Raw genomic sequence first — 17,935 nt, forward strand, 5'->3', positions numbered from 1 at the left:
GAAGGACCCTCCTCCGCGCCGACGGGCTCACTTGGCCCCGACCTCGAACGTGCCGGCCGCCGTGCGACCGAAGGTCTCCGGCTCGTACATGCATTCTGCACGGGTCGGGGGTACGACGAACGTCCCGAACGACGTGGCGCGCGCGAGGTACCGGTAGTGGAAGAGGCCCGCGGGCATGTGCTCGACGAACGTGAGCACGCGGTCGTCTCGCATCTCGCGGTGGTAGGGGGCGTACGCCGTCCCCCGCCCGTTCGCGACCTCGTCCTCGTCGGAGCGCTCCTCGTCGGCCCCGTCTCCGTCGGCCCCGGGCTCGGTCACGGCGAGGTCGTGGGCGGTGGTGGCGAGCTTCGCTTGCACGGCCTCGAGCCCCGCGGGGAGCGGGTCGTCGATGACGACGTGCTCACGGGGATCGGGCGTGACGACCAGGAGATCCACGAGCACGAGATCACCGCCGTTCGCCCGAGTGGCCGAGGTCGACGGGAGCACGCGCATCGCGTCGGCGAGGGCCTCCGGGCGGAGCGAGCGCACGAGCTTGCGGACGAAGAAGCCTCGATCGAGCCCCTCGTGCGGCATCTCTTTCCGCGCGTAACGAAGGCGGGCCTCGTAGAAGAGCTTGCCCGACCCACGCACCTGGAACGCCAGGTTCTGGCCCGCGGCGCCGCTCTCGAAGAGCTTCGGCATGGCAAAGCTCGCGCTCTTCGTCTTGACGCTCCGCCCCTCGAAGCTCGCGTCGAGGACCTGGTTTTCACCGACGAACACGCCCACGTCGAAGCTCGGCGGGGTGGCCTCCTGCGCCTTTCGGTACTCGTCGAGGGCGAGCAGCGCCCAGGCGTTCTCCTGGGTGGAGCGCCACGCACCGCGCTCGCGCTTCGAGAGGAGCCCCTTCGCGATCCGCGCCGCCATGGCGTGCTGCGGGGAGACGGCGACGAGCGCGCGCAGGACCATCGCCGTGGTCCGGGCCTCCGAGTCGAGGAGGGGCGCGTACTCGCTCCCGAGGTTCTCGACCACGGTCGCGCCCGTCGGGGTCGCCCTGAGGTGCGACTCGAGATCGACGAGGAGCTCGGCCGCCTCTTTGGGCTGCGTCTTCGCCATGGCGTGGGCCAAGAGGGCGCGCGAAAACACCGGGAGCGACTTTCGTTGCTCGAAGGCGCGCGCCATGTAGCCGGGGTCGGGGCTCCCGAGGACGGTGAGCACGTCGAGCACGAAGGTGTTGACCGAGAGCTGTACCGCCGAGGGGGACTTCTTGGCGAGCTCGGCGCGCAGGTACCGGACGCCACGGTCGAGCGCGTCCTTCGGGACGAACCGACCACGATCTTTGGCGATGCCAAGGCCGAAGAGCGCATAGGCCGAGAGCCACGGGTCGGAGGTACCCGAGTCGGACCAGTAGCCGAAACCCCCATCATTTCGCTGGTTTTCGAGGATCTTTCGGAGGGCCTCGTCGGCCTTCTTTCCCGGCTCGTGCGGGAGCACGATGCCGTAGTCGTGGGCCAGGTCGACGAGCGCCACGAGCGGGATGGTGCGGCTCGTGAGCTGCTCGGTGCAGCCGTACGGGTAGTTGAGGAGCGCCTCCACGCCGCTGTCGAGACCGACGAGCGCGGTCGACGCGAGGCGAACGTCGAGGCCCCCCGTATCGGGTCGCGCGGAGCCGAGATCCCCGAGGCGCTCGGCGACCGACTGCGTCGTCTCGCCGTAGAGCGCGACCGCCTCCGGGACGAGGGGCACCATGATCTCGCGCTCCACGACGACGTCGTCCTTCTGGCCGAGGCCGCGCGCGTGGAACGCGATCTTCGCCTTACCGGGCGCGGGCGTCGCGAGGACGAACCGCGCTTCGACGCTGCCGCCCGCGGGCACGCTCACGGTCTTGGTGGTCTCGCCCTCGACCTTGACGAGGGTCGTGTCGATCGAGACCTCGAAGGTGCCGGCGGCGAGGCCCTTCGTCGAGAGCACGACGCCGGCCTCCGTCTTGTCACCGGCCCGGAAGAACCGCGGCAGGGCGGGCCTCGCCATGAGCGGACGGCTCGTCGTGATCTGCTGCTCGGCGAAGCCGAAGCGATCGTCCCCGGACGAGGCGACGGCCATGAGGCGGTAGGTCGTGAGGCTGTCGGGGAGCTTGAATTTGGCCTTCGCGCGGCCCCCCTCGTCGGTGACGATCGACGGCACGAACACGGCGGTCGAACGGAAATCCTGTCGGGCAGAGAGGCCACCGCCGCCCCCCTCGTCGCCCTTGTCCTCTCCGGGCCCACGGCCGAACCTCCGCACCTTGGCGAGCTCCTCGCGGGTCTCGAGACCCGCGACGGCGAGCGGGCGCGGCGCCGTGAACGTCGGGATGGGATCCGGCGTTTTGTAGCCCGTCAGCATGAGCACACCTTCGTCGACGGCGTAGAAGGCCACGTCGGCGCGGGCGGCCTTGCCCGATCGGTCGCGCACCGCGAGGTCGACCTCGACCTCCTCCCCGGGAGAAAACGACTTCTTCTTGGTCGAGAGGTCGATCTTGAGCCGGCGCGACTCGCGGTTCACCTCGAGGCTCGTGGTCCCGACGGCGAACGCGGGCGCACCCACGTCACCCCCGGTGCCCTCGCCTTTTGCCGGCGCGCCGACACGACCTCGAACGAGCGAGACCGTCACGTACACGTTCGGTCGCATGTCGTCGGCCACCTTCACCTCGAGGGTGGGCATCGGGCCGGAGAGCTTCACGCGGTCTTGTTTGTAGACCCCGGCGCGCTCGACGGTGACGAGCGCCTCCGCGTCGCGGAACGGGTTCTTCACGAGGATCTTCGCGGTGTCCCCGACCTCGTAGGACTTCTTGTCCGTGACGAGCTCGAGGAGCGAGGCGTCCGTGCGCTGCCAAGCGAGGTCGGTCGCGTCGCCCGTGGCGTAGAACCCGACGCTCGAGGCGAGGGGGTTCTTGCGGGCGTCCTGCGCCGTCGCACGCACGATGAGGTACCCCGGCTCCGCGATGGCGAGGTCACACGCTGCGCTCCCGGAGGCGGAGCTCTGCGCCGTGCACGTGGAGACGACCTTGTCGACCGGGCGCGACTCGTAGTGGAGCCCGTCCTCGCCCGACTCTTCGACGATCGTGTGCCAGGTGCGCCGGATCGCCTCGAGCTTCACCGAGACGCCCGCCCGCCGCGCGCCGTCGGGGGCGACGCAGAGCGCCTCGGCGCGGTACGGGGCGCCGGCCTTCACGAAGAAGTCCTTCGGGGGCACGCTCGCCACGTAGAACTCACCGGGGTGCACGATGACGCTCGTCTGCGCCGAGCCCGTCTGACGGGAGACGTCCTCGATCTCGGACTCGACCGTGACGACCTCGGGGCCGCTCTGCTTCGGGAGCACGAGCGGCACCTCCGTGCGCGCCTGGCCGTTCTTGTCGAGCGGCAGCTCGGTGCTCGCGAGGGCGCCACCACGCGGCTCGGACTCGGGCAGCGAGGAGAGGAAGGCCTCGTCGGTCAGCTCGACCCCTTCGAGGCCGGAAATCGCAAAGAATCCGCGACCATGGCGTACGCTCGTGCGCACCTTCCCGCCCGACATCGGGGCGCCGAAGAGGTAGTCGCCGCGGGTCACGAAGGCCGCTTTGTCGCCACGGACGTACGACGGCTTCTCCCCCTCGACGTGCGCGGCGAACTCGGCGGGCCGGTACGCGGCGACGTCGACCGTGGCCGCGACGTGCCCTTCCCCACCGTCACCGGGGACGTCGGCGCGCAGATCGACCGGACCGAGCTTTCCCGCGGCCGGGATGGGCACGTCGACCGCGAAGTCGCCGAACGGCCCGAGGCTCACGGTCTTCTTCACGAGCTCGTTTCCGTCGCGGTCGTAGGCCGCGAAGCTCACCGGGCGCCCGCGCGGCACCTGCGTCCCGCGAGGGAGGGGCTCCCGGAAGAGCCCCTTGACGTGGACGGTCTCGCCCGTTTTGTAGATGCCGCGGTCGGTGAAGAGCATGCCGTACGGCTCGAGGCCGCCGTGCAGGTCCACCGGGTGCGCTTGCCTCCACGGGCTCACGATCTCGGCGACACGGCGGAACGACACGTCGCCTCCTTGCCGCGCGAAGAGGACCTCGCCGGTGGCATCGTCGGAGCCGTCGTAGGCGCCGGGGAGCTTCGGGCTCCACGCGTCGCGCGACACGGCGCAGAGGCCGCTCGGGTCGGTCGTGCAGAGCGCCTGCGACTTTCCGGTCTTGTCACGCACCGAGATCTCGGCCCCGCCCACGGGCTTTCCGTCCGAGAGCTTCGTCACCCACACGACGCTCCCGAACCGGCTGAGACGCGCGGAGATCGCGAGGTCGGTGACCTGCAAGAGGCGCACGTCGACGTTCTTGCGCTGCCCGTCGCGGCGACGAACCCCGAGGGCGACCGCGCCGCGGCCCCTCGGCCCGAGCGCGTCGGCGAGCGGCACCCACTGGGTCGCCGTGGTGTTCTTCTCCGCCTGCGGCCTCACGGTCTGGCTCTTCGCCTTGGTGAGGCCCGAGACGAACGTGTACCGCGTCTCGCCCGTGTCGCGGGTCGAGAGCATGCGGGCCACCTCGTCGTCACCGAGGGGCGCCGTGACGACCTCGAACTCGTCGACGTTCGTGGCGCCGATCGGGACCTCGCGCGAGTGGCCCTTCGGGTCTTGGCGGAGCGCCTCGAACACCGAGCCCTCGACCCCGACCTCGACGTTCGGCCACTCGTCGTCGGTCTGGACGGGGAACACCCGATCGCGCGCAAGTACTTGACCGTACTCGTCTTTCAGCCCGGCCGTGAGGGTGACCTTGAACGAGCGCGCCGCGCGCGTGCGCACCGGGAGCGAGAAGTGGCTCGTGGCGTTCGCGTGCGAGCCCGCCTCGGCGAGCTTCGGCCAGGCGAGCTTCGCGTCACCCTCCACCCGGAGGTGCGCGCGGAGCTCCGCCTCGGTCACGCGGTTCGAGAGGGAGAGCCAGAAGCCACCACGCGCCGCGCACCGTCGGTTGGGCGTCGAGGTCGAGCAGCCGAGCTCGTTCGCGACGAGCGGGCCGTACGTGCGCATCGAGGTCACGTGACGCCCCTCGCTCGGGAGCGGGCCCTCTTTCCCACGCAAGCCTTCGACGACGAGCTCCACGTTCGTGCCGAGCGGAAGCGGCTTCTGAGGCGAGACGACGAGCCTCGTCGGGACGTCGGCCTTGGGGAACGAGACCGTGAAGGGCACGGCGCGAGGCACCTTCTGGTCGTGCACGAGGAGCTTCACGCCCGCCTCGACGGCCTTCGCGTCGACGGGTTGGTTCGTCCACAGCTCGAACGTGGTGTGAGGCGTCAGGTGATCCGAGCCCTCGCCCGGGTGCACGCGGACGACCTTCGGCCGCGGGGTCGAGAGCTCGAAGACATAGTCTTTTTCGATGGTCTGCCCGTCGAGCGAGCGCGTGCCGGCGGGCACCGTCACCTTGAACGTGGTCGCCCTCGGGAGGGCCGGGTCGGGGATGAAGGAGACGGCGCTCGTCCCCATCCAGCGGAACGCGCCCTTCGCCGCGGGCTCGATGCGGAGAGGCGGCGTGGTCTCTTCCCCGGCGAGGGAGAGCGGACGCATAGGCCTGTTGAAGACGACCGTGACCTCGCTCGCCTCGGAGAGCTGCCCGCGCGGGCCCCCGAACACGACGCCGAACGGCTTCTGGCTCGTCGTACCGGCGCCCTCCTTGCCGAGGTCGAGCGTGCGCTGGGCCGACACCTGCGGAGCCTTCGCCCCCTGGTAGCAGCTTGCACCGAAGGCCAGGACGGCGAGCCCGACGACGGGCAGGAGACGGCGGGCACGAGACACGGAGTCGGACATGGTGGGCCTGCCATACCAAGGCCCGTGCCACACGCGCAGCGCCAATTCGTCGCGCGACCTCGTGCCCCGGCGCGTCCGCACGGACACGATCCGTGGGGAGGGGCCCACGCCCCTCGTTATTCGATCGAGAGGACCGTGTAGGTTCGTGTAGTTTTTCCGAGCTCGACCTCGACCTCGTCGTCGACATGGGCCCCGACGAGCGCCGAGCCGAGCGGGGACTTCGTCGACACGACCTGGATCGGAGCGCCCTCGAAGGTCGTCTTGAGGCCGCCGCCCGCGAGCGCCACGAGGCACACGAGCTCGTCTCGCCCCGTCGACAGACGCACCACCGCCCCGGCCCCCACCGGCGCGTCAGGCGGGAGCGCACGGGACGGCAACGCCTCGAGCACGGCCAAGGTCTGCTCGAGCTCACGGACACGCTCGCCCTGCGCCCCTGCCAGGTACGACGCCTCGATGGCTCGGGTGTCCTTGTCGTTCTCGGGCTTGTTCTCTTCGTGCGTGGCCCCTTCTTTCGTGGCCTTTGCCGCGGCGACCGCCGTGGCGAGGTCGCGGCGCACGATGCCTTTCAACGTCTCGTAGAGGGCGCGTTTGTCCACGACGGGACCCTTACCAAACTCGGGCCGCGGGCCGAGAGGCTCTCGACACGGTTCGGTCATGGATCGGTGTGACACGCGCAATTTTCGCGGATTTTGACGGATGAGCGCTTGCCGGTGGACTCGCCGAAGGCTAATGGGGGCGCGCCGCGACGCGGAAGGACGCGCCGCACCTACGAAACGAAAGCACCTATGCCCGCCAACGAGAGGCTCCGCAACGTCGCCATCGTCGCCCACGTCGACCATGGCAAGACCACGCTCGTCGACCACATGCTCCGCCAGGCCGGCACGTTCCGCGAGAACGAAGCCGTCGTGGACCGCGTGATGGACTCGAACGCCCTCGAGCGGGAGCGAGGCATCACGATCCTCGCGAAGAACACGAGCGTGCGTTGGACGAACGACAAGGGCGAGACCATCAAGCTCAACGTCGTCGACACCCCCGGCCACGCCGACTTCGGCGGTGAGGTCGAGCGCACCCTCCTCATGGCCGACGCGGTCATCCTCCTCGTCGACGCGGCCGAGGGGCCCCTGCCCCAGACGCGCTTTGTCCTCAAGAAGGCGCTCGAGCTCGGGTTCCCGATCATCGTCGTCATCAACAAAATCGACCGCGGCGACGCCCGCCCCGACGACGTGCTGAACGAGGTCTTCGATCTCTTCTGCGACCTCGGCGCGAGCGACAAACAGGTCGATTTTCCGGTCCTCTACGCGATCGGCAAGCTCGGCATCGCGAAGCGCACGCTCGACGATCCGTCCACGAACCTGCGCCCCCTCTTCGAGACCATCCTGGCGCACGTCCCGCCCCCCGAGGGCGACGCGACCCTGCCCCTCCAGATCCTCGTCAACAACATCGACCACGACGAGTACGTCGGGCGCCTCGGCATCGGGCGCATCGTCGCCGGGACCGTGAAGGCGAACCAGCCGGTCGCGGTCCTCAAGGATGGGCGCGTGGTCAAGGGCGCCATCAAGGTCCTCTCGACGTTCGAGGGCCTCCGGCGCGCGACCACCCAAGAGGCTCAGGCGGGCGAGCTCGTCGCGATCGCCGGCATCGAGGAGATCGACGTGGGTGACACCGTCGTCGACACGAGCCCCGGGTTCGAGTCGCGCGCCCTGCCGCGCATCGTCGTCGAGCAGCCGACCATCAAGATGCGCATCGGCGTGAACACCTCGCCGTTCGCCGGAAAGTGCAAGGCTTCCAAGTACTTGACGAGCCGCCAGCTCCGCGACCGCCTTGAGCGCGAGACCAAGCGGAACCTCGCCGTCCGCATGGAAGAGTCGGACTCCCCCGACACCTTCATCATGCTCGGCCGCGGGGAGCTCCAGCTCGCGATCCTCGTCGAGACGATGCGCCGCGAGGGCTACGAGATGCAGCTCGGCAACCCCGAGGTCGTCACGCAGGTCATCGACGGCGAGGCGAAAGAGCCTTACGAGCTCGTCGTCGTCGACGTGCCCGAGCAGTTCATCGGGGTCGTGACCGAGCGCCTCGGCTCACGCCGCGGCCGCATGATCAAGATGGCGAACCCGGGCTACGGGCGCGCGCGCCTCGAGTACCGCATCCCGAGCCGCGGCCTCATCGGCTTCCGCGGCGAGTTCCTCACGGCGACGCGCGGCATGGGCCTGCTCAACACCGTGTTCGACGGGTGGGAGACCTGGGGCGGCCCCATGGCGAAGCGCCAGACCGGCGCCATCGTGTGCGATCGCGCGGGGTTCACGACGCCCTACGCGCTCCACCACCTCCAGCCGCGTGGCACCTTCTTCCTCGGCACCGGGGTCGAGGTCTACGAGGGCATGATCATGGGCGAGCACAACCGCGCGAACGACACGGACGTGAACGCGGTCAAGGAGAAGAAGCTCTCCAACGTGCGCAACCACGGCAAGGACGAGAACGTCGCGATCAACCCGCCGAGGATCCTCACGATCGAGACGGCGATGGAGTGGATCGACGCCGACGAGCTCGTCGAGGTGACCCCCGACGCGGTGCGCGTGCGCAAGCAAATCCTCCAAATCAACAAGCGTCCTCGGCGGAGCGACGCGATCGAGGACGCCCAAGCGGTCGACTACTGAATCGTCGGCTCTCCCGGCCTCGTCGACGGCGGCTCCGCGAACGAAGCGGGCCGCCGTCTTTTTTTCGGCGTGGGTTCGCCGCGGAGCCTGTATCCTCGGGAGGCGGCCTCGGGCTCGGCAGGACGGAAGCGAACAAGTGGACCATCTCGGACGCTCGGCACGGAAACCGGGCTCGGTCATCTGCGGAAAGTGGCGCATCGAAGCCTTGCTTCGCCAGACGCCCACGTCCGCCACGTACTCCGCTCTCCACCGCAATGGCGCGCGGATCGCGCTCAAGATCCTCCACGCGCACCTCTCGTCCGACAAGACCCTCCAAGCGAGGTTCCGGCGCGAGGCGTACGTCGCGAACACGATCCCGCACCCCGACACGGTCAAGGTCATCGACGACGACGAGACCGACGACGGCTGCGCCCTGCTCGTCATGGATCACTTCGACGGCGAGACGCTCGAGGAGCTCCGCGCGAGAAAGGGAGGGAAGCTCCCGCTCGAGATGGCCTGCGCCTTCGCCGATCAGCTGCTCGACATCATCGCGGCGGCGCACGATCAGGGCGTCGTGCACCGCGACATCAAGGCCGAGACGGTGTTCATCACCAAAGAGGGCCGCGTCAAAGTGCACGACTTCGGCACGGCGCGCGTCCTCTCGGAGACGTCGAGCCCGCAGGAGATGACCGCGGCGGGCATGGTGGTCGGCTCTCCGTCGAGCATGGCCCCAGAGCAGGCGCGTGGGCAGCGCGATCTCGTGGACGCCCAGAGCGACATCTTCTCGCTTGGCGCGCTCTTGTTCACGCTCCTCTCGGGCGAGCCGGTACACAAAATCTCCAATCCTTTGGCGGCGTTGGTCGCTGCCGCGAAGACGAAGGCGCCCAGCCTGCGCACCGTGACGGGCCCCGAAATCCCCGACGCGGTGGTCGAGGTGGTCGACCGCGCGCTCCAGTTCAAGAAGGCCGACCGGTGGCCCGACGCGCGCGCGTTCCGAGCCGCCCTCCGCGCCGCGCGCGGCGAGCTCATCGACACGTTCCCCCAAGCCGGGCGAAGGGATCCGCTCGCCGATCTGATGAGCGAGACGTCCGAGAACGACGTCATCGTGCTCACGAACGACGCGCCCATCGTCCCTGCGCCTCCGAGGGCGCCACAAAGACCCCCGCTCGCGCCCGAGTCGGGCACCGGGCCTACGTCTCCCCTCGTCACCGAGAGCGCCCCCGATGGCGCCCGAGCGCCCCAAGCCCCCAAGGCTCCGGCGCGGCCACCGCCCATGCCGCCGGCGCTCCCGTCGGCCGCGAACGGGCCCTCGGCGCCGAGGGTCGCCGCCCGCGCCCCCACCTCCGGGCCGGAGCGGCGCGCCGCCGAGCGCGCAGGGCAGCCTCCCGCCTTGCCCGAGTGGCAGCGCCACGAGGACGTGGAGGACGGCCCCACGGTCTCGCAGGTCGAGCTCGATCCGAGCCTGGTTCAAGCGCTCGCCGAGGTGCGACGCGAAGCCGTGGCGGTCGCCCCGACGAAGGCCGTTCCCCGTGTAGGTCCTGGTGGGCCACCCCGGCCGGGTCCACCGCGCCCCTCGGGCATCCCGCGCCCGGGGCCGCGCACCGAGCCCCCGCCCCGCGTCGCCGCCGAAGAGCGCGCGCCCGAGCCCCCGCAGGTCCCCGCGGCCCCGAAGGTCCCCGACCCTCCGCGCGCGGCCCCCCTCGCGCTCCCCGCGGCACCTCCCGCCGCCCCGTTCGTCGAGAAAGACCCTCGTTTCGCGACCGTGGTCATGGCGAACAGCCCCGCGCTCCCGCCCGAGTCGCTCCGCGGCCCCGTGTACGACGCCGAGGTGGTCGAGGACGACGCCACGCAGGTCGTCATGCCCGGGCGCCCGGCTCCGATCGCGATCACGCCCCCGACGTACCCCAACGGCGGAGCCTTCGGGAGCGCCCCACCTCCCGCCATGATGGCGCCTCCGGCCGGTCCGGGCTTCGGCTTCGGCCCGCCACAGGCTGGCTTCGGGCCCCACGTGCCGACGCCGTTCGAGGTGATTCAGCCGGCGCCTCCCCCGCCCTACGAGCCTCCGCCCATGAACGTGGCGCCCGCCGACTTCCCCGGTCGCCGCATGTCGATGCACGAAGATCTTCGCATCCTCGTGCCCGAGCAGAGCTACTCGCTCGATCACAACCCGTTCGCGGACGCGGCCCGCCGCAAAAAGCGCCTCACGATCGGGATCGTGGTGGGCATCGTGGCGGTCGTGGCCGTGGCCCTGATCGCGATGCTGCGCTCGGGCTAGCCCGAAGGTCTCTCGCCGCCCGTCGTGCCCTGGAGGCCGGGCGCCTCGCGGCGCCGCGGGTCAACGGAACTTGAAGAGCTTGACGGCCCCCGCGAACACCACGACCGTCCACACCACGAGCACGACGAGGCGCGAGCCGATCTCCGCGAAACCCGCCCCCTCGATCATGATCGCGCGGATCGAGTCGTTGAGGGCCGTGAGCGGGAGAAGGCGCAAGAACGGCTGCACCTTGTCCGGGAAACGCGCCGCCGAGAAGAACACCCCGGACCCGAGGTACATCGGGAACGAGACCACGTTGATGAGCCCGCTCACGATGTGAGGGTTGTCCGAGCGGGACGCGAGCAAGAGACCGAGGCTCGCGAAGAGCATCGCCCCGAGCACGACCACCACGACGAACGCCCCCACCGAGCCTCGCACCGTGATGGAAAAGAGGAGCTTCGCGAAGATGAGCAAGGGCGGCAGCTCGATCACGAGCAGACACAAACGGACGAGCAAGAACGACGCGAGGAAATCGCTCCGCCGCATGGGGGTCGCCACGATCCGCCGCAGGAGCTTCTTGGCGCGCATGTCCGAGAGGGAGAACCCGATGCCCCAAAGCCCCGTCGACATGAGCCCGAGGCCGAGGAGCCCGGGGAGCAGGAAGTCGATGTAACGTGCACCCACCTCGCTCGCGACCTCGTCGCGCGAGGCGATGGCCGGCACGAGGCCCGACGCGCTTTGGAGCTCGCGGTCGGCGAGGGCCTTTCCGAGGCGCGCCTCGGGGCGAGACGGATCGAAGCGATAGACCACCGTCCCGTCGGCGAGCGGGGTGACGACGGCGTCGACCTTGCCGACGAAGAGCGCCTTGTCGGCTTCGGCGAGCGGCACCACCTGGGCGACGACCTCCCCTCGCCGCCCGATCTTCTCGGCGATGGCCACGGCCGCCGGCGACTCGACCACCGCCACCTTCGGGGGCTCGGGCGCACGCGAGCGAAACGCGAGCCCCAAGACCAGCGAGAGCAGGATCGGGAACCCGTACGTCCAGAAGAGCCCGCCCGGCTCCCTGTACGATGCACGCATATGGGCGACGACCATCGCCCGGATCGAGCGCCAGCGCCTCTCGAGATCACTCACGGAGCTGCCTCCCCGTGAGGGCGATGAACACGTCCTCGAGAGAGGCCTTGTGCGTCGCGAGCCCCATGAGCGCGATCCCGCGGCCCTCGAGGAGGGCGAGCACGTTCGGCAAGACGGCGTGCAGCTCGCTCACCGCGAGGGACAAATCCTGAGCCTCTCTGCGCACTTGCACCACACCTTCGATCGCTCCGAGCTCGGCGTCGAGGGCCTCCGGGAAGCCCGCCTCGCCGGCGCGCAAGGTCACGATGGTGCTGGCCGAGAGGCCGGCGATGAGCTCCTGCGGGGTGCCGCACGCGATGACCTTTCCGTGGTCGACGATGGCCACCCTGTCGCAGAGCTTCTCCGCCTCGTCCATGTAGTGGGTGGTGAGCATGACGGTCCCCCCCTGGGCGCGGAACGCGTGCACGACGTCCCACAGGGCACGGCGCGACTGGGGATCGAGGCCGGTGGTGGGCTCGTCGAGGAAGAGGATCTCGGGGGAGCCGACGAGGGCACACGCCACCGCGACCCGCTGTTTTTGCCCTCCAGAGAGGGTGGCGTAGCGTGAGTCGGCCTTCTCTTCGAGCCGCACGAGCGCGAGCGCCTCGTCGACCGTGCGCCCCTCGAGGAAAAAGGAGCGGAAGAGATCGAGCGTCTCGCGGACGGTGAGGCGGTCTTGGAGGTGCGTCGTCTGGAGGGAGACCCCGACCCGCTCGCGCAGCCAGCGTTCGTCCTTCTCCCACGTCCGGCCGAGGAGCTCGACCTCTCCGTCGCTCGCGTCGACGAGGCCCTCGAGGATTTCGACGGTGGTGGTCTTTCCGGCGCCGTTCGGCCCCAAGAGACCGAAACACTCGCCGCGTCGCACCTCCAAATCGAGCCCTGCCACGGCGACGGTGTCGTCGTAGATCTTCACGAGCTTGCGCGTGACGATGGCAGGCGGCTCCGCGTCCACGCCCGATCGATACCAAACCTGCGCGCCGTTCGGCGTGGAATCGACGCGTCGCGGACCGCGACGGAGCCGTCGAATCGCGTATCATCGCACCATGCCCCGACTCACCGAGAACCCGAGCTACGCGGCCCTCCTCGCCCACCACCGCGACGTCGGCAAAGACCTCGTCATGCGCGATCTCTTCGCGCGGGAGCCCGACCGTTTCTCGGAGATGAGCGCGACCGGCGCGGGCATCTTCCTCGACTACTCGAAGAACCGGGTCACCAGCGAGACCATGAAGCTCCTCGTGGCCCTCGCTCGCGAGGGCGGCGTCGAGCGCATGCGCGACGCGATGTTCTCGGGTCAAAAGATCAACGTGACCGAGGGGCGCGCCGTCCTCCACGTGGCCCTCCGGAACCGCGGCAACGCGAGCATCTTCGTCGACGGACGGGACGTGATGCCCGAGGTGAACCGGGTGCTCCGAAAAATGCGCGATTTCGTCGCGCGGCTCGAGAGCGGCGCGTTCTCGGGGCACACGGGCAAGAAGCTCACGAGCCTCGTCAACATCGGGATCGGGGGCTCCGATCTCGGCCCCGTCATGGTCACCGAGGCGCTCCGCCCGTACGCACGCCAGGGCATCTCGTCGAGCTTCGTTTCGAACGTCGACGGCACCCACCTCGCAGAAACCCTCCGTCGGGTCGACCCGGAGACCACCCTCTTCGTCGTCGCGTCGAAGACCTTCACCACCCAAGAGACGCTCGCCAACGCGAAGAGCGCCCGTGAGTGGCTCGTGGGGCGGCTCGGCTCCGAGGCGGCCGTGGCGAAGCACTTCGTCGCCCTCTCGACCAACGAGCGCGAGGTCGCGGCGTTCGGCATCGACCCGCAGAACATGTTCGAGTTCTGGGACTGGGTCGGCGGCCGCTACTCGCTCTGGTCGGCGATCGGCTTCTCGATCGCCGCGACCGTGGGCATGGACCGCTTCGAGGAGCTGCTCGAGGGCGCCTTCCAGATGGACCGGCACTTCCGCGAGGCGCCGCTCGAGAAGAACCTCCCGGTGCTCATGGCGCTACTGGGTGTATGGTACACGAACTTCTTCGGCGCCGAGTCGCACGCCGTGCTCCCCTACGACCAGTACCTCCACAGGTTCCCCGCCTACCTCCAGCAGGGCGACATGGAGTCGAACGGCAAGCGCATCGACCGCGAGGGCAAAGAGGTGGACTACGCCACGGGGCCCGTGATTTGGGGCGAGCCGGGCACGAACGGGCAGCACGCGTTCTACCAGCTCATCCATCAGGGCACGCGCCTCGTCCCCTGCGATTTCCTGGTCCCCGCGCTCAGCCAAAACCCGCTCGGCGAGCACCACGATCTCTTGCTCTCGAACTTCCTCGCCCAGACCGAGGCCCTCATGCGCGGCAAGACGGAGGACGAGGTCCGCGCCGAGCTCGCGAAGAAGGGGCTCACCGACGACGCCATCGCCGCCCTCGCGCCCCACAAGGTGTTCCCGGGCAATCGCCCTACGAACAGCCTCCTCTTCTCGCGCCTCGATCCGAAGACGCTCGGCGCCCTCATCGCCCTCTACGAGCACAAGATCTTCGTCCAAGGCGTGCTGTGGAACGTGAACAGCTACGACCAATGGGGCGTCGAGCTCGGCAAGGAGCTCGCGAGCCGCATCCTCCCGGAGCTCCGCGACGCCGCGAACGTGACCTCCCACGACGCGTCGACGAACGGGCTCCTCGCGTGGCTGAAAGAGCGCCGCGTCGCGACCTGAAGCGGCCTCGGGCGAGGCCTCACGCGTCCCCGCAAGTTCTCGAACTTATTGACTTTACCCAGCCACGCCGCGGGTCTTGTCGAGCAGGCTCGGGAGCTCGCCACGAAGGCGCTTCTCCCACTCGCGGCTCTCGGACACGTGGGCGCCTTCGGGGAGGGTCGCGCGGTACCGGGGCATGAGCGAAGGCGCCTCGCTCCTGTCGTGGTTCGCCCAAGCGACGAGCGCCGAGAAGTAGGCGTCGTCCAGCACGAACGGGTCGAGGACCTTCTGCGCGAGGTTTCGCCGGATGGCCTCCTCGAAGTCGAGCGCGGCGGCCGAATAGCTCTCCTCGAGCTCGTGGGCCGTCGCCCGATCGAGGAACGGCTCGGGCCCCTCCGCCCCCTCGGTGATTTCCTGGGTCGCCGAGGCGATCGCCTCTTCGTACTCCCCGCGCTCGATGAGCTCTTTCGCGAACGACATTCCGTAGCGGCCGGCCATACACGGGTCCTACCACGACCCTGGGCGCGTCGCCTCACGTGTGTCGCCCGAGGCGCGCGCGCCCCGTTTTCGCTATCGTGCGTCGCCATGGCGAAGCCGAGCATTTTCATCACGGGCGCGGGGCGTGGGATCGGCCGGGCGACGGCCCGCCTCTTCGCGGAGAAAGGCTACGTGTGTGGCCTCGCCGACGTCGACCACGAGGCCGCCCTCGAGGTGCGCCGAGAGCTCGGCCCCGACCACTTCGCGTGCGCCCTCGACGTGCGCGATTTCGCGGCCTACGAGGCGACCCTCCGCGACTTCGACGCCCACGCGACGCTCGGCGGCAGCCTCTCGGTGCTCTTCAACTGCGCGGGCATCTTGCGCATGGGCCGGCTCGAGGATCAGTCCCTCGACGACGATCGCGCTCAGCTCGACATCAACGTGCTCGGCGTGATCCACGGCGTGCGCGCGGCGCTCCCCTACCTCGAGAGAGCGCGCGGCACGATCGTGAGCATGAGCTCGGCGTCGGCTATCTATGGCCAACCGGAGCTCGCGGTGTACTCGGCCACGAAGTTCGCCGTGCGCGCCCTCACCGAGGCGCTCGACCTCGAGCTCGCCTCGAAGGGCATTCGAGTGACCGACGTGATGCCCGCCTACGTCGCCACCGACATGGTCGCCTCGCAGAAGACCCCCGCGAAGAGCGTCGCCACGTTGGGAGTGCGCATCACGGCCGACGAGGTCGCCGCGCGTGTCTACGAGGCGGCCAACGGCTCGCGCCTCCACTACCCGATGCCGTTCGATCTCTCGGTGCTCTCGCGCATCGCGACGCTCGCCCCGTCGCTCACGCGGCGCGTGATGAAGCACCTCACGAAGAGCTAAAACACGAACGATTCCAAGCAGTTCTAGGGCGCCAGCCGAGGCGCTCTCGGGCGAACGCTCAGACGGCTTCGAGGCGGAGGCGCGTGCGCCCGACCACGAGCTCGTCCCCGGGGACGACCTGCTCGTCGCCCTTGATGCGGACGAAGACGCCCGTCTGAGAGCCGAGGTCCGTGAGCACGATCGCCCCGGCTTGCTCTTCGACGAGGCAGTGGTGCTCGCCGACGAGCGGATCGTTGGGGAAGACGAAGTCGCCCACTTCGCGGCCGAGCTGCATCGTGGTGCCGCGCGCGAGGACGCACGCCCCCTTGCCGCCACCCTCGAACACTTGGACGATCCGGAACGACGAGTGCCACTTCGGCGAAGAGTAGAAGTACGTCGGCCCCTCGGCCGGGCCGTCGTCGGGCTTCGGGTTCTTCTCGATGGTGAGGACCTGGTCGCCCACCATGAAATGGTCGCCGGGCTCGAGCTCGACCGGCCGACGCACGCGCAAAAACACGCCGTTGCCGCTCTCGAGGTCGCTCAAGAAGACGTTGGGACCGTCGACGCGGAGAATGGCCTCGCGGGGGTGGCAGAACGGGTCGCCGTGGAGCGGGACCTCTCCGCCACGGCCGAGAATGACCTCGCGCGAGGCGCTCTCGTAGAGCATCGGGCCTTGAGGACCACGGAGGACACGGAGTCGGACCGTGGGCTTCGCGCGCTGGGAGGGCGCCGCCGGAGCCTGAGAGACCGGGGGCGCGGCCGGAGCTTGGGGCGGGGCCTTGCGCACCTCGGCCGGGAGCGGGGGCGCCTTGCTCGCGGGCGACTGCGTGACCGTGAGCTTGACCTGAGGCGCGGGCGCGGGCTTCTTCGCGTCCTTCGCGGCGAGCTTCTGGACCTCGACCTCGGGCTCGTGCTCGAGCAGCTCCATGCCGCCGATGGCCTTGCCCTCGATCACCGGGTCGAAGCGGCCCGTGCGGAGGAAGATGGCCATCTCCATGTGCTGGCCCTTCATGAGGGCGCGCACGTATGCGGCGACGTCGTCTCGGCTCACCTCGGCGGCGTACGAGCGCTTGTGGCTCTTGATGACGCGGCCGCCGTCGGCAAAAAGGTGAGTGATGATGTGGGGTTTGTCGAGACCCGAGTCTTCCGTTTGGATGTGGAAGACGAGCCCCTTGTACTTCACGTTGTTGTTGAAGCCGACCTGCGCACGACGGAACGCGGGCTTCGCGATCTCTCGCTCGAGGCGCGAGATCTCCTCGTGGGTCCACTGCCGGATGGCCGCCTCGAGAGGCTCGTGGTCACCGGCTTGGATGCCCTCCATGCGCTCGAACGCGAGCTTCGCCAGGGGCGACGCCGGGTCGATGCGGAGCGCCTCGGCCAGAAGCTCGTGGCTCTCTTTGTCGTTGTTGCCGGTGGCCGCGCGCACGCTGAGCAAAGCGACCGCCTCGGGCGCCCTGCCTTTCTCCACGAGCCACTTGGCTACCCGAGCCGCGGGTGAGCGCGCGACGACCTCGTCCATCGCCCACCACTACAATATCCCCGGGCGGATCTTGCAAGCTCGAACCACACCGAGACGCGGGTTTTCCGGGAGCGCCCGCGTACGAGGCGCCGCGTCTCTCAGCCAGATGCCGAATCGCCCACGCTCGCGTCCGAAGCCTGCTCCGCGCCGTCCGCGCCCCCCGCGCCCTCGGGGAGGCTCGCGGCCTCCGCCTTCCGCGCCTTCACGCGGGCCTTGAGGCGCTCGAGCTCTTTGCGGGCGCGCTCGATGTGGAAGTCGCGCTCCATGTGGTGCACGCGCGTGAGGTAGATCCCCGTCCCGAAGGTGACGACCGAGAGGGCGAAGGTGAGCACGCCGTACCCGATCTTCGTCGCCACGCCCACCACGACACCGAGGACGAGGCCCGCGACCGGCAGCCACCGGAAACGCCGCTCCTCCAGATCGAGCGTGCCTTTCAGGGCGACGAGCCTCGCGAGCTCCGCCTCGTATTTCGGGATGAGAGATTCGTCAGGGTCCGGCACGCCGCGACGGTAGAGGCAAGGGGCGCTTCGTTCAACCGTGGTTCAACCGTGTGTCGTCGAAATCGTGAGGAGACACGCGCACCTCGCGCACTCGTGTTCTCGCAGCGCGCCCCCGGAGGCGCGTCGCGGCCGGG

At 69.5% G+C, this 17,935-nt stretch carries 11 protein-coding genes; 4 read left to right on the forward strand and 7 right to left on the reverse strand.

The genetic code is table 11. From position 1 onward, the window contains the following. Positions 1–27 precede the first annotated feature (27 nt). Together IPK71_22265 and IPK71_22270 are read right to left on the reverse strand one after the other, a co-directional pair. Positions 28–5,772: a hypothetical protein gene (locus IPK71_22265; protein MBK8216463.1), complete on the reverse strand. Its 5,745-nt coding sequence runs from the start codon at positions 5,770–5,772 to the stop codon at positions 28–30. Between the two features lie 116 nt (positions 5,773–5,888). Next, complete coding sequence (locus IPK71_22270; protein ID MBK8216464.1) at positions 5,889–6,368, reverse strand: GreA/GreB family elongation factor; 480 nt, start codon at positions 6,366–6,368, stop codon at positions 5,889–5,891. A 189-nt stretch (positions 6,369–6,557) separates the two neighbouring features. Here IPK71_22270 and typA point away from each other — a divergent pair, with 189 nt between their 5' ends. Next, positions 6,558–8,426: a translational GTPase TypA gene (gene typA / locus IPK71_22275; protein MBK8216465.1), complete on the forward strand. Its 1,869-nt coding sequence runs from the start codon at positions 6,558–6,560 to the stop codon at positions 8,424–8,426. 136 nt (positions 8,427–8,562) lie between these two features. Further along, positions 8,563–10,680, forward strand: coding sequence for a serine/threonine protein kinase (locus tag IPK71_22280; protein ID MBK8216466.1), 2,118 nt, complete (start codon positions 8,563–8,565; stop codon positions 10,678–10,680). A gap of 60 nt (positions 10,681–10,740) precedes the next feature. Here IPK71_22280 and IPK71_22285 read toward each other — a convergent pair whose 3' ends face one another. Together IPK71_22285 and IPK71_22290 are read right to left on the reverse strand one after the other, a co-directional pair. Next, a complete protein-coding gene (locus IPK71_22285; GenBank protein MBK8216467.1) occupies positions 10,741–11,793 on the reverse strand; it encodes an ABC transporter permease in 1,053 nt (350 codons plus the stop codon). Beyond that, positions 11,786–12,724 (reverse strand): ABC transporter ATP-binding protein, encoded by a 939-nt coding sequence (locus IPK71_22290; GenBank protein MBK8216468.1) that lies wholly within the window; start codon positions 12,722–12,724, stop codon positions 11,786–11,788. Before IPK71_22290 ends, IPK71_22285 begins: the two co-directional genes overlap by 8 nt. A 91-nt stretch (positions 12,725–12,815) precedes the next feature. Here IPK71_22290 and pgi point away from each other — a divergent pair, with 91 nt between their 5' ends. Continuing rightward, positions 12,816–14,468 carry a glucose-6-phosphate isomerase gene (gene pgi / locus IPK71_22295; GenBank protein ID MBK8216469.1) on the forward strand — a complete coding sequence of 551 codons (1,653 nt, stop codon included), beginning with the start codon at positions 12,816–12,818 and terminating at the stop codon, positions 14,466–14,468. A 54-nt stretch (positions 14,469–14,522) separates the two neighbouring features. Here pgi and IPK71_22300 read toward each other — a convergent pair whose 3' ends face one another. Beyond that, positions 14,523–14,945 carry a hypothetical protein gene (locus IPK71_22300; protein MBK8216470.1) on the reverse strand — a complete coding sequence of 141 codons (423 nt, stop codon included), beginning with the start codon at positions 14,943–14,945 and terminating at the stop codon, positions 14,523–14,525. Between the two features lie 87 nt (positions 14,946–15,032). On the opposite strand from IPK71_22300, the gene IPK71_22305 reads away from it, so the two are divergent. Then, positions 15,033–15,803, forward strand: coding sequence for an SDR family oxidoreductase (locus IPK71_22305; GenBank protein ID MBK8216471.1), 771 nt, complete (start codon positions 15,033–15,035; stop codon positions 15,801–15,803). Between the two features lie 58 nt (positions 15,804–15,861). Here IPK71_22305 and IPK71_22310 read toward each other — a convergent pair whose 3' ends face one another. Continuing rightward, positions 15,862–17,301: an FHA domain-containing protein gene (locus IPK71_22310; GenBank protein ID MBK8216472.1), complete on the reverse strand. Its 1,440-nt coding sequence runs from the start codon at positions 17,299–17,301 to the stop codon at positions 15,862–15,864. A gap of 98 nt (positions 17,302–17,399) precedes the next feature. Then, positions 17,400–17,801: a hypothetical protein gene (locus IPK71_22315; protein ID MBK8216473.1), complete on the reverse strand. Its 402-nt coding sequence runs from the start codon at positions 17,799–17,801 to the stop codon at positions 17,400–17,402. Between the last annotated feature and the right edge of the window lie 134 nt (positions 17,802–17,935).

Source organism: Myxococcales bacterium, assembly GCA_016712525.1.
In the GTDB taxonomy this organism is placed as follows: domain Bacteria; phylum Myxococcota_A; class Polyangia; order Polyangiales; family Polyangiaceae; genus JAAFHV01.